21 protein-coding genes, 2 pseudogenes and 1 riboswitch are annotated in these 19,246 nt (G+C 71.0%); of the genes and pseudogenes, 2 read left to right on the top strand and 21 right to left on the bottom strand.

Features of this window, described 5'->3' with window-relative positions:
* Positions 1-120: 120 nt before the first annotated feature.
* Genes ACIHAR_RS05070 through ACIHAR_RS05060 form a run of 3 tightly spaced genes read right to left on the bottom strand, consistent with a single transcriptional unit; the run spans position 121 to position 3,397 of the window.
* Positions 121-1,191, bottom strand: coding sequence for a prenyltransferase/squalene oxidase repeat-containing protein (locus ACIHAR_RS05070; protein ID WP_365454952.1), 1,071 nt, complete (start codon positions 1,189-1,191; stop codon positions 121-123).
* Positions 1,188-1,967, bottom strand: a complete 780-nt coding sequence (locus ACIHAR_RS05065; RefSeq protein WP_388750799.1) for a class I SAM-dependent methyltransferase — start codon at positions 1,965-1,967, stop codon at positions 1,188-1,190. The genes ACIHAR_RS05070 and ACIHAR_RS05065 overlap by 4 nt, the downstream gene beginning before the upstream one ends.
* Entirely contained in the window at positions 1,961-3,397 is a 1,437-nt protein-coding gene (locus ACIHAR_RS05060; protein ID WP_400017048.1) for a glycosyltransferase family 4 protein, read from the bottom strand. The genes ACIHAR_RS05065 and ACIHAR_RS05060 overlap by 7 nt, the downstream gene beginning before the upstream one ends.
* 209 nt (positions 3,398-3,606) lie before the next feature.
* Between ACIHAR_RS05060 and ACIHAR_RS05055 the strand changes: the two genes are divergently transcribed.
* Positions 3,607-4,233 (top strand): TetR family transcriptional regulator, encoded by a 627-nt coding sequence (locus tag ACIHAR_RS05055; RefSeq protein ID WP_365454943.1) that lies wholly within the window; start codon positions 3,607-3,609, stop codon positions 4,231-4,233.
* Positions 4,234-5,042: 809 nt separating this feature from the next.
* Positions 5,043-5,218: riboswitch (TPP riboswitch) on the bottom strand.
* Between the two features lie 81 nt (positions 5,219-5,299).
* Here the strand turns inward: ACIHAR_RS05055 and ACIHAR_RS05050 are convergent.
* The 17 genes and pseudogenes from ACIHAR_RS05050 to ACIHAR_RS04970 form a co-directional block, all read right to left on the bottom strand.
* A complete protein-coding gene (locus ACIHAR_RS05050) occupies positions 5,300-6,505 on the bottom strand; it encodes an HTTM domain-containing protein (protein WP_400017046.1) in 1,206 nt (401 codons plus the stop codon).
* A 1-nt stretch (position 6,506) separates the two neighbouring features.
* A complete protein-coding gene (locus ACIHAR_RS05045; protein ID WP_400017044.1) occupies positions 6,507-7,091 on the bottom strand; it encodes a DUF5819 family protein in 585 nt (194 codons plus the stop codon).
* Between the two features lie 598 nt (positions 7,092-7,689).
* Positions 7,690-7,923, bottom strand: a complete 234-nt coding sequence (locus ACIHAR_RS05040; RefSeq protein WP_400017379.1) for a ferredoxin — start codon at positions 7,921-7,923, stop codon at positions 7,690-7,692.
* A gap of 8 nt (positions 7,924-7,931) precedes the next feature.
* Entirely contained in the window at positions 7,932-9,389 is a 1,458-nt protein-coding gene (locus ACIHAR_RS05035; RefSeq protein ID WP_400017042.1) for an aldehyde dehydrogenase, read from the bottom strand.
* Between the two features lie 144 nt (positions 9,390-9,533).
* Positions 9,534-10,781, bottom strand: coding sequence for a tyrosine-type recombinase/integrase (locus tag ACIHAR_RS05030; protein WP_400017040.1), 1,248 nt, complete (start codon positions 10,779-10,781; stop codon positions 9,534-9,536).
* Entirely contained in the window at positions 10,781-10,978 is a 198-nt protein-coding gene (locus ACIHAR_RS05025; RefSeq protein WP_400017038.1) for a helix-turn-helix transcriptional regulator, read from the bottom strand. Before ACIHAR_RS05025 ends, ACIHAR_RS05030 begins: the two co-directional genes overlap by 1 nt.
* On the bottom strand, positions 10,975-12,351 hold the full coding sequence (gene repSA, locus ACIHAR_RS05020) for a replication initiator protein RepSA (protein ID WP_400017036.1): 1,377 nt from the start codon (positions 12,349-12,351) through the stop codon (positions 10,975-10,977). The genes ACIHAR_RS05025 and repSA overlap by 4 nt, the downstream gene beginning before the upstream one ends.
* The gene (locus tag ACIHAR_RS05015) at positions 12,344-12,529 is read right to left on the bottom strand and encodes a hypothetical protein (RefSeq protein ID WP_391003873.1); all 186 of its coding nucleotides are present in this window, start codon (positions 12,527-12,529) and stop codon (positions 12,344-12,346) included. Before ACIHAR_RS05015 ends, repSA begins: the two co-directional genes overlap by 8 nt.
* Positions 12,530-12,614: 85 nt before the next feature.
* On the bottom strand, positions 12,615-13,166 hold the full coding sequence (locus ACIHAR_RS05010) for a GGDEF domain-containing protein (protein ID WP_400017035.1): 552 nt from the start codon (positions 13,164-13,166) through the stop codon (positions 12,615-12,617).
* Positions 13,167-13,258: 92 nt separating this feature from the next.
* Positions 13,259-13,588 carry a SpdD-like protein gene (locus ACIHAR_RS05005; protein WP_400017033.1) on the bottom strand — a complete coding sequence of 110 codons (330 nt, stop codon included), beginning with the start codon at positions 13,586-13,588 and terminating at the stop codon, positions 13,259-13,261.
* Between the two features lie 24 nt (positions 13,589-13,612).
* Positions 13,613-13,768 (bottom strand): hypothetical protein, encoded by a 156-nt coding sequence (locus ACIHAR_RS05000; protein WP_400017031.1) that lies wholly within the window; start codon positions 13,766-13,768, stop codon positions 13,613-13,615.
* A 13-nt stretch (positions 13,769-13,781) separates the two neighbouring features.
* On the bottom strand, positions 13,782-13,973 hold the full coding sequence (locus tag ACIHAR_RS04995) for a mobile element transfer protein (RefSeq protein ID WP_400017029.1): 192 nt from the start codon (positions 13,971-13,973) through the stop codon (positions 13,782-13,784).
* Between the two features lies 1 nt (position 13,974).
* On the bottom strand, positions 13,975-14,169 hold the full coding sequence (locus ACIHAR_RS04990; protein ID WP_400017027.1) for a hypothetical protein: 195 nt from the start codon (positions 14,167-14,169) through the stop codon (positions 13,975-13,977).
* A gap of 20 nt (positions 14,170-14,189) precedes the next feature.
* Positions 14,190-14,847: pseudogene (locus ACIHAR_RS04985) on the bottom strand (DUF2637 domain-containing protein).
* Positions 14,847-15,005, bottom strand: coding sequence for a hypothetical protein (locus tag ACIHAR_RS04980; protein ID WP_167396220.1), 159 nt, complete (start codon positions 15,003-15,005; stop codon positions 14,847-14,849). Before ACIHAR_RS04980 ends, ACIHAR_RS04985 begins: the two are co-directional and overlap by 1 nt.
* Before the next feature lie 84 nt (positions 15,006-15,089).
* Positions 15,090-16,442, bottom strand: a complete 1,353-nt coding sequence (locus ACIHAR_RS04975) for an FtsK/SpoIIIE domain-containing protein (RefSeq protein ID WP_400017025.1) — start codon at positions 16,440-16,442, stop codon at positions 15,090-15,092.
* 2 nt (positions 16,443-16,444) lie between these two features.
* A complete protein-coding gene (locus ACIHAR_RS04970) occupies positions 16,445-16,801 on the bottom strand; it encodes a hypothetical protein (protein WP_400017022.1) in 357 nt (118 codons plus the stop codon).
* A 425-nt stretch (positions 16,802-17,226) separates the two neighbouring features.
* Between ACIHAR_RS04970 and ACIHAR_RS04965 the strand changes: the two are divergent.
* Positions 17,227-18,270: pseudogene (locus ACIHAR_RS04965) on the top strand (XRE family transcriptional regulator).
* Here ACIHAR_RS04965 and ACIHAR_RS04960 read toward each other — a convergent pair.
* A complete protein-coding gene (locus ACIHAR_RS04960) occupies positions 18,254-19,048 on the bottom strand; it encodes an NUDIX domain-containing protein (RefSeq protein ID WP_400017020.1) in 795 nt (264 codons plus the stop codon). The pseudogene ACIHAR_RS04965 and the gene ACIHAR_RS04960 sit on opposite strands and share 17 nt — an antisense overlap.
* Between the last annotated feature and the right edge of the window lie 198 nt (positions 19,049-19,246).

Here is a 19,246-nt window from a genome sequence, read left to right as displayed (position 1 = left end):
GCCGGGAGCTCGAACGGCACGGGCCGGTCGGCGACTACGGGCCGTCGGTGGCCGGTCGAGGCACCCGGCCGCGGCTGCCGCCGCCGGCCCCGTGCGGACCCGCGCCCCTTCGGAGCGCGTTCAGCCGCAGCAGTCCGGATCCAGCCCCGCCGGCAGGTGCTCCCCGCCGAACACCGCGCACGTGGCCTCATGGCCGCCCAGCGCGGCGACCGCCAGCAGCAAGGACCCCGCGGTCCACGTGGTCAGCTCCTGGGGCCACACCGCCTCGTCCTCGAAGACGTAGCCGGTCCAGTACAGCCCGGACTCCGCGTCCCGCAGGTGCTGGATCGACTGCAGGATCTCCAGCGCGCGGTCGGACTCCCCCATCGCCCAGAGCGTCAGGGCGAGTTCGGCCGACTCGCCGCCGGTCACCCACGGGTTGGGCACGACACACCGCACGCCCGTCCCGGGCACGACGAACCGCTCCCAGCCCTCCTCGATCCGGGCCTTGGCCTCCGCCCCGGTCAACGCCCCGCCCAGGACCGGGTAGTACCAGTCCATCGAGTAGCGGCCCTTGTCCAGGAACCGCTCCGGGTGCCGGCGTATCGCGTGCCGCAGCGCACCCGCCGCGAGCTCCCAGTCCGGCTGCGGCTCCTCCCGCTGCTCGGCGATCGCCAGCGCGCACCGCAGCGCCTGGTGGATCGACGACGAGCCGGTCAGCAACGCGTCGGCCGTCGGGGTGCCGTCGTCGTCGCGGCGCCAGCCGATCTGCCCGCCCGGCTGCTGGAGCCGCAGCACGTACTCGACCGCCGCATGAACGACCGGCCACATGCGGTCCAGGAAGGTGTCGTCGCCGGTGGCCAGGTAGTGGTGCCACACGCCCACGGCGACGTAGGCGACGAAGTTGGTCTCGCGCCCCCGGTCGGTGACGTCGTCGAAGTCCCCGTCCTGGTAGGCCGCGTACCAGGAGCCGTCCTCGTTCTGGTGCCGGGCGAGCCAGGTGTACGCCCGCTCGGCGGCCTCGTGCTCGCCCGCCGCGTCCAGGGCCATGGCGGCCTCGGTGTGGTCCCACGGGTCGAGGTGGTGTCCCCGGAACCACGGGATCGCGCCGTCCTCCCGCTGCACGGCGAGGATGCCGCGGACGGTCGCGGCGGCCTGCTCGGCGGTGAGGACCCCGGGCAGGACGAGGTGTTCTGTCCGGGGCGTCGTCACGTGGCGGCCGCCTCGGTCCCGGCCCCGGTGCCGGTCGCGCCCTCGGCCCCGGAGAGCCGCGGGAGGTGGGGCTTGGTCGCGTACACCACGAAGCTCTTGCCGATCAGCGGGTTCAGCGCCTGCTCGGCGACCCGGGTGGCCAGCGGCTTCTTCATGATGTCCCAGACCAGGAGCTTGTGGTACGCACGTACCGGCAGGGCCTTGTCGTTGTCGACGCCGAAGGCGCACTTCAGCCACCAGTACGGGGAGTGCAGCGCGTGGGCGTGGTGGCTGCCGTACGGCCTCAGCCCGGCCTCGCGGATCTTCGCGACGAGTTCGTCGGCCTTGTAGATGCGGATGTGGCCGCCCTCGACCTCGTGGTAGGCGTCGGACAGGGCCCAGCACACCTTCTCGGGGCCGTAGCGCGGGACGGTGATCGCGATCCGGCCGCCCGGCTTGAGCACCCGCACCATCTCGGCGAGGACGCCCTTGTCGTCGGGGATGTGCTCCATCACCTCGGAGATGATGACGACGTCGAAGGACTCGTCGGGAAAGGGCAGCGCGAGCGCGTCGCCCTCCATGGCGGTCGCGGTGGCGCCCTCGGGGGCCTCGCCCGCCTCCTTCATCGCCGCGAACCACTTGGCGACCTCGCGGATCTCCTCGCCGTTCTGGTCCAGCGCCACGACCTGCGCGCCACGCCGGTAACACTCGAAGGCGTGCCGGCCGGCCCCGCAGCCGAGGTCCAGGACACGGTCGCCCGGGGCGAGCGGGAACCGGGAGAAGTCGACGGTCAGCACGTGGCCCTGCTTTCGCGATCGGATACAACGTCAACAGCTTCGGCGGCGGTCCTACGAGGTGTGGCCGCGCTCCCGCGCGGAGCGTCCACCGCGGCGGACCGGGGTGCGCGCCCGCGCCCCGCCCGCTCGATGGCCTCGCGGTACCGCGCCACGGTCCCCTCGGCGGCCCGCGCCCAGGTGAAACGCTTCAGCACCCGCTCCCGCCCGGCCGCGCCGAGGCGGGCACGCAGCGCGGGGTCGCCCAGCAACCGGCCCAGCGCCGCGGCCAGTGCTCCGGAGTCGCCCGGCGCGACCGCCAGGCAGGTCTCCCCGTCGCGCCCGGCGACCTCGGGGATCGCGCCGCCGGTGGTGGCGACGAGCGGAGTCCCGGTCGCCATGGCCTCGGCGGCGGGGAGGGAGAAGCCCTCGTACAGCGACGGCACGCAGGCCACCTCGGCCGAGCGCACCAGGTCGACCAGTTCGGCGTCGGAGATGCCCTTGACGAACTCGACGGCGCCTTCGAGGCCGTAGCGCTCGACGGCCTGGGCGACGGGCCCCTCCTGGGGCTGCTTGCCGACGACGACGAGGTGCGCGCCGGGGTGCTCGGTACGGACCTTGGCCAGCGCCTCGACGAGGAAGACCAGGCCCTTGAGCGGCACGTCCGCGCTGGACGTCGTCACGATCCGGCCGGGTATGACGGGCACCGACGGATCGGGCGAGAAGAGGTCGGTGTCGGCGCCGATGTGGACGACGTGGATGCGGTCCTCGCGGACGCCGAGGTGGTCGACGATCTCCCCGCGGGAGGTGCCGGAGACGGTGAGCACGGACGGCAGGCGGCGCGCGACGCGCTTCTGCATGCGGGTGAACGCGTACCAGCGGCGGACCGAGTAGCGCCGCTGCCAGCCCTCGGCGGCGTCCAGCTCCAACTGCCGGTCGACGGTGATGGGGTGGTGGATGGTGGTGACCAGCGGGGCCCCGACGTCGCCCAGCAGCCCGTAGCCGAGGGTCTGGTTGTCGTGCACGACGTCGAACTCGCCGCGCCGGGCGCGCAGATGGCGGCGGGCGCGGAGCGAGAAGGTCAGCGGCTCGGGAAAGCCGCCGGTCCACATCGTCGCGACCTCCAGCGCGTCGATCCAGTCGCGGTACTCGTCGCGCTTCGGGGTGCGGAAGGGGTCCGGCTGACGGTAGAGGTCGAGGCTCGGCAGCTCGGTGAGGGAGAGGCGGTCGTCGAGGCCGCCGCCGAGGACGTCGAGGACCGGGTACGGCTGGGAACCGATCACCTCGACGCGGTGGCCGAGGCGGGCCAGCTCGCGCGAGAGGTGGCGGACGTAGACGCCCTGACCGCCGCAGAACGGGTTTCCCTTGTAGGTGAGGAGCGCGATGTCGAGCGGTCGCCCGCCGTCCGCGGCGAGGGCCTGACCAGGCCCCGCCTGACTGGCCTCAGCGGTCACTCCGGGCCCCCTTCTGCCTGCACTGTCCCGCGAGATTACGACGGGACGCTAATCTAGAACAAGTTTCAGACTTGATCGTTCGGGAGGCTCTGAATCTACCGGCAGGTAAGGACGCTGGGAGCAGTGGATCAGGTGATTCACGCCACGACCGGCCGCCCTGTTCTGCGGTCTGATCGCAAGCCCTCACCGACTGTCACGGAACGGGACCCATGCCTGCGGAAGCCAGCACCCAGCGCCCTGCCTCCCCGCCCCTCACCGAGCGGCAGGAGGCCCGTCGGCGCCGCATCCTGCACGCGAGCGCCCAGCTGGCCAGCCGGGGCGGTTTCGACGCGGTCCAGATGCGGGAGGTCGCCGAGTCCTCCCAGGTCGCCCTCGGCACCCTCTACCGCTACTTCCCGTCCAAGGTGCACCTGCTGGTCGCCACCATGCAGGACCAGCTGGAGCACATGCACGGCACCCTGAGGAAGAAGCCCCCGGCGGGCGAGACCCCGGCCGAGCGCGTGGCGGAGACCCTGATGCGGGCCTTCCGCGCCCTCCAGCGCGAGCCCCACCTCGCCGACGCGATGGTCCGCGCCCTCACCTTCGCCGACCGCAGCGTCAGCCCCGAGGTCGACCAGGTCTCCCGTCAGACGACGGCGATCATCCTCGACGCGATGGGGCTCGCCGACCCCACTCCGCAGCAGCTCTCCGCGGTCCGCGTCATCGAGCACACCTGGCACTCGGCCCTGATCACCTGGCTCTCGGGCCGCGCCTCCATCGCCCAGGTGCGGATCGACATCGAGACGGTGTGCCGACTGATCGACGTGACGACCCCGGGCGGTGGGCCGGGCGAGTAGGGCGTCGCATCCGGGGTGGGGGCCGGGGTCGGGGCTGCGCGGCCGGCCCTGCCCGTTCGGGGTCGGGCGGGTCGGCAGGCATGAGGTCGCCTGACTCGGCCGCGGTCGACCGGAACGCCGAGGTCGACCGGCAGGCCGGGGGCGACCGGCTCGTCCGAGGTCGACCGGCTCGTCCGGGGTCGACCGGAACGGCCGGGGTCGACTGATCGGCGGGGTCGACTGGCTCGCCGGGGGTGACCGGCACGGGCGGGGGGCGACCGGTGCGCCTGGGGTCGACCGGCCCAGAGGGGTCGTCCGGCACGGGGCGGGTCGGCGGACACGGGCTGGGGTCGCACGGCTCGCCCGGGGTCGACCGTCACGCCCGGAGTCGTCCGTCACGCGCAGGTCGACAGGCACGGGCCGGGCCGACCGGCACGGGCCGGGGTCGACCGATACGGGCCGGGGTCGCGGGCCCGGCACTCCCGGGGTGGCCCGTCACCTACGGGTCGCCCGGAGCGGCCGGGGGTTGACCGGCTGGGCCGGAAAGGGTGGTCGCCCGGCTCGGCCGGAAGGCGCGGTCGCCCGGAGCCGGTCTGAGCCGGAGCCGGTCTGAGCCGGAGCCGGCCTGGGCCGGAAGAGATCGGCGGCGCGCAGCCACTCCTCCGCGTCCCAGGCCTCGTACGCCTGCTTGATCACCTGCTCGGGCTCGGGCTCGCTTCTCCCACCCCGCTCGACGTCCCGGCAACCGCAGAAGCGTAGGCCCCCCTCTGCCCTGGGACGGGAAAAAGCAGCGCGCGGTGCGCGCAGCTCGCGTGGTGCGCGCACGAAAAGGACCTACGAGACGGGTTCCCTTCGCCGGTATTACCCGGATCAGGTACTGGGGGTCGCCTTCCGGCCCTACTACTGCCTTCCGGCCTCTCAGCCCGACCGTCGATGTCGGCCCCAGCGGATGCCGAAGCGTCTCGCCAGAGTCGGCTACTCCGGTTGGGCTCCCTCACTCGTCCCGTAGGCCAATACCAGAATAAAACGCCCTCCTCAGGATGGAACCCCCCGAACAATGATTTTTTGTCGCGACATGCGGCACGTGTCAGGCGGAGGCCGGAGCCCTCACGGCGACACCCGCCCGGCGGGCCGGCCGGCCGCACCACCTGCCCAGCGCGAGCAGGAACGCGGTGGGCAGGAACAGCGCGTCGCAGACCACCATGGCCAGTGAGAGCAGGGGCATCCCGAGCAGGGCGACGATGGCCAGGTGCCCGCCGATCACCACCGCGATCAGCACGTTCTTGACCCTTCGGTTGGCCAGGGTGAAAGGGAAGGAAACCTGCACGATCACGGTGCCGTACGTCAGCACGAGCACGAGCACCGTACTGCCGGCCACGGCGTGGGAGAGCGCGGGCCACGGGGTGAAGTAGTCCAGGTGCAGGGCGTAGTAGAGGGCACTGCCCTCCTGCCACCGCGAGCCCTGGATCTTGTACCAGCCGGCGGTCGCGTACACCAGGCACACCTGTACCGCGATCATCAGCAGGGCGCAGTTGTGCAGCATGGCGGTGCAGGCGTCGAGGAACCGGGCTCCCTCATGGCCGGGGCCCTTGCCGCGCACCGCGTACCGGAGCGCGTGCGCGCCCCAGAGCACGAACAGCACGAGGGGCCAGCCCACCTCGGTGGGAAGGCCGAAGCCCACCAGGAGGAAGAGCCCGGTGACCCACCAGAGGACCGCGCCGGTGCGGTCGCTGCCGGGGCCGTGCGGCGCCGTGGAGCCTCGGCCGCGGGCCCGGCGCGCGTCCAGCGCCCACACCTCGGCACAGCGCGTGAACACCAGATAGATCACCATGATCCGGACGATGTCGTCGCCACCGTCGCCCACCAGGGTGTTCCGGTGCCCGAGCGAGAGAACCCCGATCATCTGGACCACTGTCGCCGTCCGGGTACGCCAGCCCAGGAGCACGGCAAGAGCCGCCAGCACCGTGACGAGGTAGACGGTCTCGAACCACACTCTCTCGCCCGACCAGTGGAGGAGGGTGAAGGTCCTCTCCTCGGCTCCCAGGGCGAGCGCCAGCTCGTGCGAGAGAGGACTGCGGTCCCCGTAGAGCACCCGGCGGTGTGGCCACTCCCGCAGCAGGAAGGCGAGGAGGACGGCCGAGAGTCCGATGCGGAACAGGGCGGCCTGGTACGGCGCCTGCGCCGTGCACAGGAATTCCGCGATCCGCTGCGGCCGGCTCCGCCGACCCTCACGGGGCGCTGCCGGAACGGCGGCCTCGGGCCGGTCGGAGGTCGTCGAGAGTACGGTGCCCATGTCACAGCCCCCGGTAGTCCTGGTCCGTCACGCGCCACCACGGCAGGACGCGGTAGGTGGTGGTGTCCGGCGCCTTCTCCTTGCTCCATGCCGGAGGCGGCACTTCCGTGTACCGGCCCGCCACCTGTACTGCCGTGATGGGCTCGCCCCGCCACCGTCGTCCCAGGCGTTGCAGGACCACCCGCTTCAGGTAGGCGGCGGCCACCTCGCCCCGCGGTCCGTCGGGCCGGTCGCCCTCGGTGTGCGACCGCACGTAGGTGTCCCAGGCGCGCCGGAGCATGTTCTGGTGCACGTGGCTGGGGAGCGGGTTCCCCTGGATCTGCGCAAGGTCCCGCGCGGTCAGGTTGATCCACTTCGAGGTGCGGTCGTTCACGTGGGGCGAGGAGGTCCGGAGGCGGACACCGACGGATTCGTTGCGCTGGAGCGGGTTCGGCGCGAACAGCTTCCAGTCCTGATCGAACTCCGGCTGGACGTACCCCGTGATCCGCTCCTTCTGTTCCAGGGAGACGGCGTTCGTCGGAGCGAGATGCAGGAACATCATGGTCAGGTGGAGGAGCAGGGCGCCCACCAGGACGACGGCGGTCACCGCCAGTCCCGCCAACGACCAGAAGGACCACGGGCGCAGGGGGTCGGGCGGCGACGCGACGGCGGGGGGACGGCCCCGGGTGGCCCCCGCCGGCCGGGGGACGGTGGCGGATGCCGATGCGGACGCGTGGGTCCGGGTCTCACTGCGGGAGAGAGGGACCGTGCTTCCCGTCGCTCCCCTGGGGTCTTCCATCGTGCTCCTTGTGCTCTGTGGCCCCGTGCGGTGGCTTGGGGTGCCCACCGCACGGGCCACAGTCCCCTTGACCGCCGGGGCCTCAGGGCGCCGTGCGGGACGGGCGGTCGGGGCCGTCAGTTCCAGGACCCGCGGTTTTCCTGGACACCGCCGGACCCGCTGCCCGAGCCACCACCGGACCCACCGCTGTTCGCGTGGACGCTTCCTTTCCGGGGTGGGGCAACGGGCGGCGGAACTGCCGTCCGCATGCCCTCCCCGGAAGTCGGCGCGTCCTGTACGCGTCCTTAACTCACCTTGATCCGAACGGAGGATGCCGCGGTCGTTTCTCCCTGGACCGGAGTAGCGGCAGCTCCGGACAGCGGCATGTTCGTCGTATGAGCTGCGCCCGACTCCCCGTCGCGGGAACCTAGTCCTCCGGCGGGAACACCGCCTCCCCGCTGTCCACCAGCGTGATCGTGATCGCCTCCACCGGACAGCTCTCCGCCGCCTCCAGCACGCGCTCGTTCGCGTCCGCGTCCGGGTCCACCGGACGGGACTGGCGGGCCGTGTCCAGGCGGAAGCCGTCGGGGGCGTGGTGGAGGCATTGGGCCGAGCCGATGCACAGGGCGCGGTCGACCTCGACGTGCCAGCGGTCCCCCACGGCGGCCGTCACCCCTCCCAGCCGGCCGGCAGGTGGATCATCTTGTGCTCGAGGTACTCGCCGTAGCCCTCGGGGCCGAACTCCCGGCCCAGACCGGAGTTCTTGTAGCCGCCGAAGGGGCCGAGCATGTCGAGGCTGAAGGTGTTGACCGAGTAGGTGCCGGTGCGGACCTGGCGGGCGACCTCGATGCCGTGCTCGACGTCCGCCGTCCACACGCTGCCGCTCAGGCCGTAGTCGGAGTCGTTCGCGATCTTCAGGGCTTCGGACTCGTCGCCGTAGGGCAGGAGGCAGATCACGGGGCCGAAGATCTCCTCGCGGGCGATCCGCATGGAGTTGTCCACGTCGCCGAAGAGGGTCGGCTCGACGTACCAGCCGCGGTCCAGGCCGGGCGGCCGGCCGCCGCCGGTGAGGATCTTCGCGCCCTCCTCCTGGCCGATGCGGATGTAGTCCAGGTTGCGCTGCTGCTGGCGCCTGGCCACCAGCGGACCGACCTGGGTCGCGGGGTCCAGCGGGTCGCCGACGACCAGTGCGCCCGCCGCCGCAGCGAAGGCGTCCGCGAACTCGTCGTAGCGGGAGCGGGGCAGCAGGATGCGGGTCTGGGCGACGCAGGCCTGCCCGTTGTTCATCCAGGCCGCCGGGACGATCCCGGCCACCGCCGCCTCGACGTCCGCGTCCGGCAGGACCACGGCCGCCGACTTTCCGCCCAACTCCAGCGTGACGCGGGTGAGATGGCGGGCGGCGACCTCCATGACGCGCTTCCCGGCGACCACCGAACCGGTGAAGGAGACCTTGTCGATGCCGGGGTGCCCGACCAGGTACTCGCTGACCTCGCGGTCGGCCGGGAGGATCGACAGCACGCCCTCCGGCAGCCCGGCCTCCCGTGCGATCTCGGCCAGCAGGTAGGCGTCCAGAGGGGATTCGGGTGACGGCTTGAGCACCACCGTGCAGCCGGTGAGCAGCGCGGGGGCGAGCTTGGCGGCGGCCACGAACTGTGGGACGTTCCAGGGGACGACGGCCGCGACCACGCCCACCGGCTCACGTCGCACGAGGATCTTCCCCAGGACACCGTCGCGCCGCTCCTCGTGGGGGAAGTTCCGGGCGACCGTGATCGCCGCGTCCCACACCATCATCGCGCCGAGCGCCTGCGCGAGGACGCTCCAGGAGTACGGGGAGCCGTTCTCGGAGGAGATCACCCGGGCGATCTCCTCGTGGCGGGCGGCGATCCCGTCCTTGATGCGGGCGACCACGGCGATCCGCTCGTCGAGGGACAGCCGGGGCCAGGGCCCTTCGTCGAAGGCCTGCCGGGCGACCGCGACCGCACGGTCCACGTCGGCCGTCGAGGCGTGCGGGACCCGTCCGATGACCTCCTCCGTATGGGGGGAGATCACCTCGATCACGTCCTTGCCCAGGGGGTCGGTCAGTTCCCCGCCGATGAACAGCTGTCCGTGTTCCACGAGCTCGGCCATGGCCACTGCCTTCGTCCGCGATGATTCTGACGGTGTTTCAGGAACTGATACCAGTTCTAGTTAAAGTAGTCCACGGACAAGACGAGAATGCCCCTGACCAGCGGTTTCCCGGTGATCAGGGGCGGGTGCCGAACGCGTGGGCCGTCAGGGGGCCGTCGGGGGCTTGTTGGCCGTGCGGTACATCTCGTCGACGGCCTTCCGTGTACGGGTCTCGCTGCTCGGCATGAGGTGGGTGTAGGTGCGCAGCGTGAACCCGGCGTCGGCGTGACCGAGGTAGGCGCTCAGGGCTTTGATGCTCTCTCCGGAGTCGAGGAGCACCGAAGCGTAGAAGTGCCGTAGCGCGTGCATGCCGTCTTCGCGGGCTTCCTTGTACCGCTCCCCCGGCCCGGGCTTGGGGATCACTCCCGCCGCGGCGAGGGCAGGCTTCCATGCGTGCGCGTTGAAGGCGTTGCGCCAGACCGCCCCACCCTCAGCGGCTGTGAAGTACAGGAGCCTGGTCACCGGCTCACCGTCGGGGCGCATCCAGGGAAGCGTGACTTCGGCCGGCGGGAAGGCCGTCATGTGCTCGGCGAGCGCGAAGGCGACCGAGTCCGGCAGCGGCACGTCACGGAGCTTGCCGTTCTTCGGCGGGGCGAAGACCAGCTTCCGATCCACGATCTTGACCTGTTGGGTGACGTGCAGAACGCCTGACAGAGGGTCCACCTCGTCGACGGCCAGCCCGAAGATCTCCCCTTGCCGAAGTCCGCATCCGGCTCCGACGTCGACCATGGCCCGGAACCGGTCAGGCAGTCCCCGCCGTACGGAGAACACACGGTCGGCAGACCACGGAGCGACACGACCAGGGGCGGGCTTCGGGCGCCGAACTGAGCGCGCCCCGCAGGGGTTGCGCGCGAGGCGGCCGTCATCGACAGCGGCAGCGAGCACCGCCGACACGTTCCCGAAGATCACGCGACGGGACGATCCGGCGCTTCCTGCGTCCTCCAGCTTGCGTATCCAAGCTCGGATGTCGGACGGCTGCAGCGAGGAGAGCGGACGGCTTCCGAGGTACGGGAAGGCATGGAGCCGAAGGCGACGCTCCGTGTTCTCACGAGTCGTCGGGTCGGTGGTCTGCCCGGCCAGCCACTCGGTGGCGTACTGCTGGAAGGTGACCTTCCCGGCCTCGGGGTCGACGTACTGGCCACGCGACATGTCTGCCTCGATACCCACGAGCCACTGGTCGGCGAGCCGCTTCTTTCCGTCCGGGAAGCTCCTGGACTTCTCCGTCCCGTCGGGACCGATGTAGCGAGCGCGGTAACGCATGCCGGTGCCGTGACGGTCCGTCTTGACCTTGACGGTCTTTCCGTCGGGCGTCGCCTCGGTCTTGTACCAGCGGTCTTGGATGTGCCCAGCCACTACGCGGCCCCTTCCATGAGGGAGCCGACCCAGGCACGCACGTCGTCGGGGTCGTAGCGCAGGTGCCGGCCGACTCGGAAGCCGCGGGGGCCGGTGCACTTCCGACGCCATTGGTACACGGTCTCGACGGGCACTCCTAGCAAGTCCGCGAGGTCGACCGGCGTCAGGTACCGCTCGGGAAGCGTACGGACGGTCATGCTGCGGCTCCTTCCAGGGCCAGGTCTTGCAGGGCTTCGCGTGCGGTTTCGCGGTTGAGCTGGAGGTCGCGGGCGATGGTGGCGGCCAGGACGGATTCGCCGGGTGTGTGGCCGTGGCCGGCGTACTGCCAGTCGGCGAGGACCAGGACGGTGTCCGGCTCCTGGTCGTCGAGGCCGAGGGCGGCGTGTTCCTGCGCGGCGCGGTAGTCGGCGCGGGCCTGGCGGAGAGCGCCGAGGGTGGTGGAGTAGCGGCGGGACTTCGAGGAGAAGTGACCGCGGAAGCCGAGCATGTGCGCCCAGGCCCACAGGCGCCGGTCCGGATACAGCGGGTCGAGCCGCTTGCACGCCTCGATCAGACGGCGGGTGTGGTCGGGGACGCCGTGGCGGTCGAGTTCGGACAGCTCACCGATGCTGCGGTCAAGGGTGCCGGTGTTCTCGGCGGCCTTGGTGGCGTACTTCGCGACGTAGGAGGCGACAGCCTGTTCCGTGATGTCGGAGCCGTCAACGAAGGCCTTGACCGGGCGGACGTCGAGCTGTCGGCCCCAGCGGAAGGTCCGGGCCGGTTGGTCGGCGGCGGCCGGGACAGAGACCGAGGTGTAGGAGTGCTCGGCGGCGGCCCGGATCGCGTCGCTGAGGAGGTCGACCGTGGCCCAGGCCGGCGGCGGGGTGCCAGGACCGTCCGGTCCGTCGATCCGGATCACGGCATGGAAGTGCAGCGCGCCGCGCTTCTGGAACTCCGCGACCTTGCCGTACGACAGGCGGGCGCGCTCCTTCAGCTCCCGTTGCGAGAGGCCGGCGCGGGCGGCGACTTCCCGGCGGAGCCGGTTGGTGAAGCGCTGCCAGAGCTGCCCGGCGTGGTTGTTGAACAGCACCGCGCCCGCGTAGTCGTACGTCTCCGGGTCGAGGGCCGTACCGAGGACGGGATCGTCGGCGGCGTGGCGGGTGCCGCAGCGGCAGACGCCCCGGTCGGGCCGGTTGTGGACGCGTCCGAACGAGGGGGCGGTGAGGGTGGCGAAGACGCGGGGATGGTCGCGGACGGTGGCGGGGATGTCGCGGCGGTCGTCCCCGGCGAGGCCGGCGCGGATGAGGTGGTAGGTGTCGCCCGCGTAGGTCCAGGCGCAGGACGGGCAGCGGGAGGCCCGGCGGTTGCCGCAAGCGAGGCGGAGGCGTCCGCCGGGTTCGCCCTCGGTGGAGTAGTGGTGCAGGGTCTCGCCGGTCATCTTGTCCTTGTGCAGGACCCAGCCGGTCAGGTGGATGGGGTCGGCGCAGCCGCCGGTGCGGCGGATCTGCTCGTGCCAGCGGTGGTAGTCAGAGGCCGAAGCCACCCTCAGCAGGTCGCCGAGGGTGGTCGGGTCGAGCAGCTGCTCAGGCACGGGCACCCTCCCGGTCGGGGCGGGTGCGGGTGACGCCGAGGCCGTTGCAGGCCGGGCAGTGCGCGGTGATGGTGCGCAGGTGGCCACGGTGGTCGCGGCCGCCGAGCGTGACGGCGACGGAGGCGAAGCCGTCGCAGGCCGGGCAGATCCTCGGCGGGGGCGAGCTGTGGTGGGCCATGATGGTGGTTCCTTTCGATTGCGGTTGGAAGGAACGGCCCCGGGTGGCGGCGTGCTTGGCGGCTTGTGCGCCACCCGGCGGCCTCTCAGCGAGTGGTGCGGGAGCCCCGGCGGGTGCGGCCCTTGGCCGCGTACATGGCCGCGTCGGCAGCGGCGAGTGCGTCCGTCAGGACGGGCACCGCGAGATCCGCGACGGGGCAGACGCCGACCGAGGCGGCCATCGGGAGGAACGTTCCGTGGTAGGGCAGCGGCCGGTGCAGTACGGCCGTGAGCGCGTCGAGGTCGGCGGCGGCCAGGTCCTGGACGACGGCGACGAATTCGTCTCCACCCAGGCGGCCAGCGGTGCCGTTGTGCCCGCACCAGGTGCGCAGCCGGTCGGCGGTGGCGACGAGGGCGGCGTCCCCGGCGGCGTGGCCGTGGGTGTCGTTCAGGTTCTTGAAGTGGTCGAGGTCGACCAGGAGCACGGCCGCGTTCGGGTGCCGGCGGATGAGGTGTTCGGCGCGGGCGGTCCATCCGGCGCGGGTGTGCAGGCCGGTGAGCGGGTCGCGGCGGGCGGAGGCGAGACGGCGGGTGAGGATGCCGCCGTGCAGGGCCCAGCCGAGTAACGGCACGATGCTCGCGGCTGCGGTCAGGTCCATGACGTTCTCCTTGGCGATGGCGATTGGCTGGTGGAGCGCGGTCCCAGAGGTGGCGGCGTGCTTGGCGGCTTGTGCGTCGCCCCGGAGACCGTTCAGCGACCGTGCTGGGAGGACATGAGCGAGCGGATAACCAGGGCGCAGACGGCGACCGAGGCGGCGGTGACGGCGACCGCGAGGAGCATGGAGACCAGGACGGTGCCGACGACCAGGACCACGGCGGTGCCACCGCCTATCAGGGCGAGCACGGACCCCGGGGTGAGCTGCACTGTGGGCCGTGAAGACACCGGAGCCGCAACCGGGGCGACCGGCGAGGGAACGGGGGTGGGCTGCTGCTGGATGACGACGGTCGGCTCAACGACCCGGGCGGGCGGGGTGATGAGGCCGGTGGGCTGCGGCATGACCGGGATCTTGGGGCGGAACATGGCGGATCTCCCCTTCTCGGGTGCTTACTTGACGGCGGTGTCGATGACGGGGGCGAGCATGCTGTCGGCGATGAGGTAGCCGCCGAGGAGCAGCACCAGGACCAGCCAGAGGGGCGGGCGGAAGAGCTTGCAGCCGAGGTAGCCGACGACGGCGAGGGCGAACCAGAGCGGGACGTCCATGGGTGGTGGTCTCCTAGCGGACGCGGCAGCGGTGGGTGCGGGCGGCGAGCTGGGCGGCGCTCTGGCTGGTGTAGTCGGCGGACCAGCCGCAGCGGTCGGCGGTGCAGACGGCGGCGTGCTTGGTCTGGCCGGTGCGGTTGCGGTGGGTGCCGATCTGCACGGGGCCGATGCGCATCACGGAGTGGAAGTTGTCGCGGGCGGGCATGTCAGTCGCTTTCCTTCCGGGTGGTGGTGGGGTCGGGGAAGCTGGCGCGGATGCCGGCGGCGGTGGCCGGGTCGGTGGTGCGGCGGGCGGCTTCCTCGGCGAGCAGGTGGGCGAGGTAGGGCCGGTTGGCGGCGGTCATCTTGCGGGCGCCGTCGAGGTAGTCGGCGGCGGTCAGGTCGGCGGTGTCGGAGGTCATGGGGCGTCCTGCCTTTCGGTTCAGGCGAGTTGGGCGGCGATGGCGTCGGCGAGGTGGGGCGGGACGCCGAGGCGGGTGCGGAGGGTGTCGGTGTCGATCGGGGCGCCGGTGCGGTCGCGGTACTCGGCGGCGACCTTGCGGGCGTGGTCGATGAGGACGGCGGGGACCGCGGGCGTCCGGAAGGGCCGGCGGTTCCTCTACCAGGGCTGGGGCGGGCTCCGGGTCTGGAACGGGCTCGGGGGTTGGTTCGCGGCCGTCGGCGAGGTCGGGTTCCGGGGTCGGTTCGGGTGCTGGCGGAGTCGGTGTGCGGTGGTCGGCGGAGTGGGCGAGGAGGGTGCCGCCGAGGAAGGCGAGGGCGGGCCATCCGGCGACGCCCAGGCGGAGCAGGGCGGGCGGGTCGGCCAGGTCGAGGAATCCGGCGGTGGCGACGTTGGCGCCGAGCGAGGCGAACAGGGCGATGAGGAACCAGCACCAGGCCAGCCGGGAGGGACCCTCGGAGCGCAGGCGTCGCCAGGCGGCGACCAGGAGCAGGTCGACCGAGATCGGGTAGGCCCAGGCCTTCCAGCCGTCCTGTCCGGCAGCGGCGGCCAGGTCGTGCAGGTGGGCGAAGGAGAGGGCTCCGGCGATGACGGCCTGGACCAGGACGGCGTCGACGCGCAGGCCGTGACGGGCGGCCATCAGGACTCCTCCCCTGTCGGCGGTTCGGGGAGCGAGGCGGCCAGGGACGGGCTGACGGCATCGACGAAGTCGAGGTCAGCGCCGGTCGTGTCGGCGTAGAGGGCGAGCTGGCCCAGCAGCAGGACGGTGCGGGCGAAGTCCTCGCAGTCGGGACACATGGCGCGGGTCCTCCCTTCATCAGGCATGGCAGGGGTAGGGAGCTGGCGCGAAGGCGGTCGCGCCGACCGAGGAGGCGGGGAAGGTCAGGCCGTGACGGGAGCCTTGGACAGCCGCACCGGGGCCTCAGACGAGCTGGTCAGCTCGGGCCGGAAGGGGGCCAGTTCGGGCAGGTCCGGGGTGCGGTCAGCGTGCCGGTTGCAGACGTTGACGGCCTGGCGCAGGGAAGTGTGCGGGGCGCGGATGCGGTGCCAGCCGCCGGTGGAGTCCCCGGCGACGGCGAGGCCGCGCAGTTCGGCGGGGATCTGGATGGCGGCCAGGACAGCGTCCGGGGAGATGTCGCCGAAGGCCATGTTGGCGCTCGTCTCGTCGTTGACGCGGTGGGCGGTGCGGCCGGTGAGCTGGGCGCGGAGCATGGTGATGCCCTTGCCGAGTTCGGAGCCGAAGCGCTGCCCGCAGATCTCCAGGTAGATGCCGGCCGCGCGGCCGAGCTGGGCGAGACGGACCAGCGCGGTGATGATCCGGTCGCGCCGCTTCTCCTCCTCCTTGCTGGCGAACAGGGCGAGTTCGGCGACCTCGTCGACCAGGACCACGACCGGCACCGGCCGCAGGTGGTCGGGCAGGTCCCAGATGTCGGCGGCTATCTCCGCATCCGGCACATCAGCGGCGATGCGCTGCTCGGCACGGATGAGCTGGTAGACCCCTTCCATGCGGGACACGAGCGCGTCGAGCAGCTCGGCCGCGGTGTCGGGGTCGTCGGCCAGCGCGGAGAAGCGGCGGGCCAGCGGGAACAGCTCCACCCCCTGCTTGCAGTCGATGCCGACCAGGGCCACGTCCATCGGGGCGAGCCCGGCGACGAGGTTGCGCTGGTAGACGGACTTGCCGGACTCCGTGGCGCCGAGGGTGAGGGCGTGCGGGACGGCCCGGTAGTCGCGGTAGTGCACCGATCCGTCCTCCCGCAGAGCGACGGGCACGAGCATCGGGCGGGTGTCGACCTTGGCGGGCATCTGCACCCGCTTGAGGACGTCGTAGCCGGTCATCCGCACTTCCACGACCCCGGAGCGCACCTCACGCGAGGTGACCCCGTACATCGAGAACGAGTGCCGCAGCCGGTCGGAGGCGGCGGCGATGTCGAAGGCGTCCTGTCCGGGGCGCAGGCCCAGCCGCAGGACCAGGCCGGTCCGGGTCGGACGGAAGCGCAGGATGCGCGGCGGACGCGACTCCGGCACCGGCCGGTTCGTCATCCGGGCCAGGGCCAGGCGCCAGCGCGAGGGCGGGACGGTCAGCCCGCAGGCGTCCATGACGGAGGCGTAGCGGACTAGCACCCGCAGGCTCGCGAGGGTGACGCCGAAGGTCATCCAGTACCAGGCGGGGCGCCGCCACCGCAGGAGACCCGCAGCGGCGACGACCAGCACCAGCGCGACCGTGAAGGCGGTCACGATCAGGCCGCCTTCGAGTTCGCGGCAGCGGCCGCGAGGGAGGTGACGGCGACGGCGCGGAAGGCGATGCCGTGCCGCTTCTGTCCGTTGAAGTCGTTCTCCCACGGCCGGGCGATCAGGCCCGTGAGGGCGACCGGCGTGCCCATGGTCAGCTCACCGGTGATGCCCGGCTCCGGGACGGTGATGGACAGGATCTCGACCTCGTCGTTCGCCGCGAACATCACGTCAACGGTCATCAGCTTCGCGCCGGTCTCGACGTCGGTGGCGATCTCGCCCGTGCGGCGGTCCTTGACCTTCGGCTGCGGCGTCTTGGCGACCATCACGGTCGCGGCGGAGGTGTCGACGGGAATCTGACGCATGATGGAACTCCCTTGAAGAGGGGCGGGAGCGGCGTACTTGCTTGGCGGTGGGTCGCCGCTCTCGTACGTTGGCTGTAACCCGCAGCGAAGCCGCAGGGGTTGCACTTCCTGCTGGTGCGCACCAGTAGGTTGCATCTGGTGCGCGCACCAGATGTCAAGCACTGTCGCCGCGTCGGCGTCTCAACTCGCCTTGCTGCGATGGCTTTAGGGAACCGTTTCTGCCAACGCCCCGGTAGCCAACAGGGGTTAACACATGACGCGTTAACCCCTGCCGACCTACTCAGATGTGAGGCATGCTGCAATGAGGTCTCTGTAACCCCGACAGGCGGCGTGACGTGAGGAACGGACTCAAGGCAGCAAGGAGCGCACGGGAGTGGTCGCAAGAGCGGCTGGTCCGGGAGATCGAACGTCATGCGCGACAGCACATGCTGGATGTCGCATCAACAGCCAGCCTGCGCGTGTACGTCTCGGAGTGGGAGAACGGACGGCGCACCATCTCGTCGCGCTACGCGAAGATACTGCGAGCTCTGCTCGGCGTTACCGACGACTAACTTGGCGACAGGACCGAGCCATTGGTGCCGTCGCCGATGACAGACGGATACGACGATCTCCTGGGGCGGATAGACGCGGCTCGAAGCATCAGCCTGACCATGGTCAACACCTTCATGGACCAGACGGAGCTACTCAGGACCATGGACCGCCAGATGGGTGCCGCGAGTCTCGTCGACCAGATGACGGCCCACCTGGCGACTCTTGAGGACGCTCTCACCTTCGCCGTACTTCCAGAAACACGGCGCCCGGTTGCTCGAGCATTGGCCGGCGCGGCGACGCTGGCCGCCTGGCAGGCGCTCGACGTCGGTGCCGTTGACCGTGCATGGCGTCACTACGAGCTGGGCAAACGAGCAGCCCAAGAAGCCGAAGAGCCTATGTACTTGGCGCATGCCACGGCCGAACAGGCCTACGTGCTCTGCGACGCGGGACGCGCACCGATGGCAGTGCAACTGATACGCGATGCGCAGCGACTCGGCGGTAAGTCCATGTCCCCACGCCTCATTGCCTGGCTGTACGCGGCCGAGGCTGAGATCTGTGCCAGGGCGGGCCTGCCCGACGACTGTCAGCGTGCATTGGAGAGCGCCATGCAATCCCTGCCTGCAGGCGGAGAGGCCCGCGACCCGGACATGCTGAGCATCTTCCTGAACGAAGGACATCTCGCCAGGTGGCGCGGCAACGCGCTAGCCCTGATCGGTGACGATGAGGCGGTGAGCAGCCTGTACACAGCGCTCGACAACGCCGACCCCACGTTCATACGGGCATCCGCTGGGCTGCGTTGCGATCTCGCCCAGGCACACATCGCCCGCGGCGAGTACGACCAGGCGCACGAGCACCTCCGCCAGGCCCGCTTGATAGCGAACCGCACGGGGTCAGTTCGTCAGCGGCGGAGGGTCGAGCAACTCATGCAGCGGTTGTAGGCGAAGCGCCGGCACCGCGCGATGACAGAACATGCAGCAGGGCGACTAGCGTTCCCGAACCCATGAGGTCACCGCGCGCCATGAGCCCCGGGATGTCCGAGAGCGGTACCCAGGCGATGTGTCCGGCTTCTTCGAGGTCCGTAGGCTCGCCGACGAGCTTTGCCCCCTGCCCCACAAAGATCTCGTGGGGCGAGTCGACCATGCCGACCATGGGCTGGTAGGTGACCACGTGCTCAAGTGCGTCAGGCCGCCAACCAGTCTCTTCCTCGACCTCACGCAGCGCCGTCTGTCGAGGGTCCTCACCCTCGTCGACGATGCCGCCCGGGAGCTCCCAGCCGAAGGAGTTCGGAACGAAGCGGTAGCGCCACATCATCAGGACGCGGTCCTGGTCGTCGATGACGGCGGCGATCGCCACATGGTGCAGCTTCACCACGTGATGCTCGAAGCGCTCGACCCCAGGCGGCTCGACGTCGACCAGACTGAGCTTGACCCAGCGATTGTCGTACAAGGTGCGCTCGCCGTGGATCTGCCAGGGCTCCAGATCGGCCGGCGCTTCGGTCGTCACGGAGCGATCGGGCACGCGGTAGGAGCTACGGCCGTGCACCTCGATGGCTCCCTCGGCGATGAGCTTCGCGAGCACCTGGCGCAACGCCGTACGGCCAATGCCCAGCTCCTCGGACAACGTCCGCTCGGACGGGATCTTGGAACCAGGCAGGTACTTCCCCGTCGAGATCCATTCACGGATCGTGCGGTAGACCCGCTCTGACTTTGGCCCCATCCGGTGAGCACGCTCCCTGCCGTCCAGTTATGTCGTCCGACACAAGCGTAGCCAGAAGCTACTCACATGAGTAGGCACGAACCGAACCAGACGATCAGCGAGGTGTCGGATCCCAGCTGATGCCTGACGTTCTGGTCCCAGGTGATGCTTGACGGTGGGCCTAGAGAACATGGGAAGCCCCGTGGGGCTTGTTCGCTT

Origin of the sequence: Streptomyces sp. NPDC052016 (assembly GCF_044548445.1) — a bacterium.
Lineage (GTDB): Bacteria > Actinomycetota > Actinomycetes > Streptomycetales > Streptomycetaceae > Streptomyces.
This window is presented reverse-complemented; position numbering and strand designations above follow the sequence as displayed.

Coding starts and splice junctions, on each gene's coding strand:
- ACIHAR_RS05000 (WP_400017031.1), bottom strand. CDS start 13,768: ATGGACGTCCCGCTCTGGTTCGCCCTCGCCGTCGTCGGCTACCTCGGC.
- ACIHAR_RS04960 (WP_400017020.1), bottom strand. CDS start 19,048: ATGGGGCCAAAGTCAGAGCGGGTCTACCGCACGATCCGTGAATGGATC.
- ACIHAR_RS05005 (WP_400017033.1), bottom strand. CDS start 13,588: ATGTTCCGCCCCAAGATCCCGGTCATGCCGCAGCCCACCGGCCTCATC.
- ACIHAR_RS05035 (WP_400017042.1), bottom strand. CDS start 9,389: ATGGCCGAGCTCGTGGAACACGGACAGCTGTTCATCGGCGGGGAACTG.
- ACIHAR_RS04990 (WP_400017027.1), bottom strand. CDS start 14,169: ATGACCTCCGACACCGCCGACCTGACCGCCGCCGACTACCTCGACGGC.
- ACIHAR_RS05055 (WP_365454943.1), top strand. CDS start 3,607: ATGCCTGCGGAAGCCAGCACCCAGCGCCCTGCCTCCCCGCCCCTCACC.
- ACIHAR_RS04995 (WP_400017029.1), bottom strand. CDS start 13,973: ATGCCCGCCCGCGACAACTTCCACTCCGTGATGCGCATCGGCCCCGTG.
- ACIHAR_RS05025 (WP_400017038.1), bottom strand. CDS start 10,978: ATGACCGTCCGTACGCTTCCCGAGCGGTACCTGACGCCGGTCGACCTC.
- ACIHAR_RS05050 (WP_400017046.1), bottom strand. CDS start 6,505: ATGGGCACCGTACTCTCGACGACCTCCGACCGGCCCGAGGCCGCCGTT.
- ACIHAR_RS05010 (WP_400017035.1), bottom strand. CDS start 13,166: ATGGACCTGACCGCAGCCGCGAGCATCGTGCCGTTACTCGGCTGGGCC.
- ACIHAR_RS04970 (WP_400017022.1), bottom strand. CDS start 16,801: ATGCGTCAGATTCCCGTCGACACCTCCGCCGCGACCGTGATGGTCGCC.
- ACIHAR_RS05015 (WP_391003873.1), bottom strand. CDS start 12,529: ATGGCCCACCACAGCTCGCCCCCGCCGAGGATCTGCCCGGCCTGCGAC.
- ACIHAR_RS04980 (WP_167396220.1), bottom strand. CDS start 15,005: ATGTGTCCCGACTGCGAGGACTTCGCCCGCACCGTCCTGCTGCTGGGC.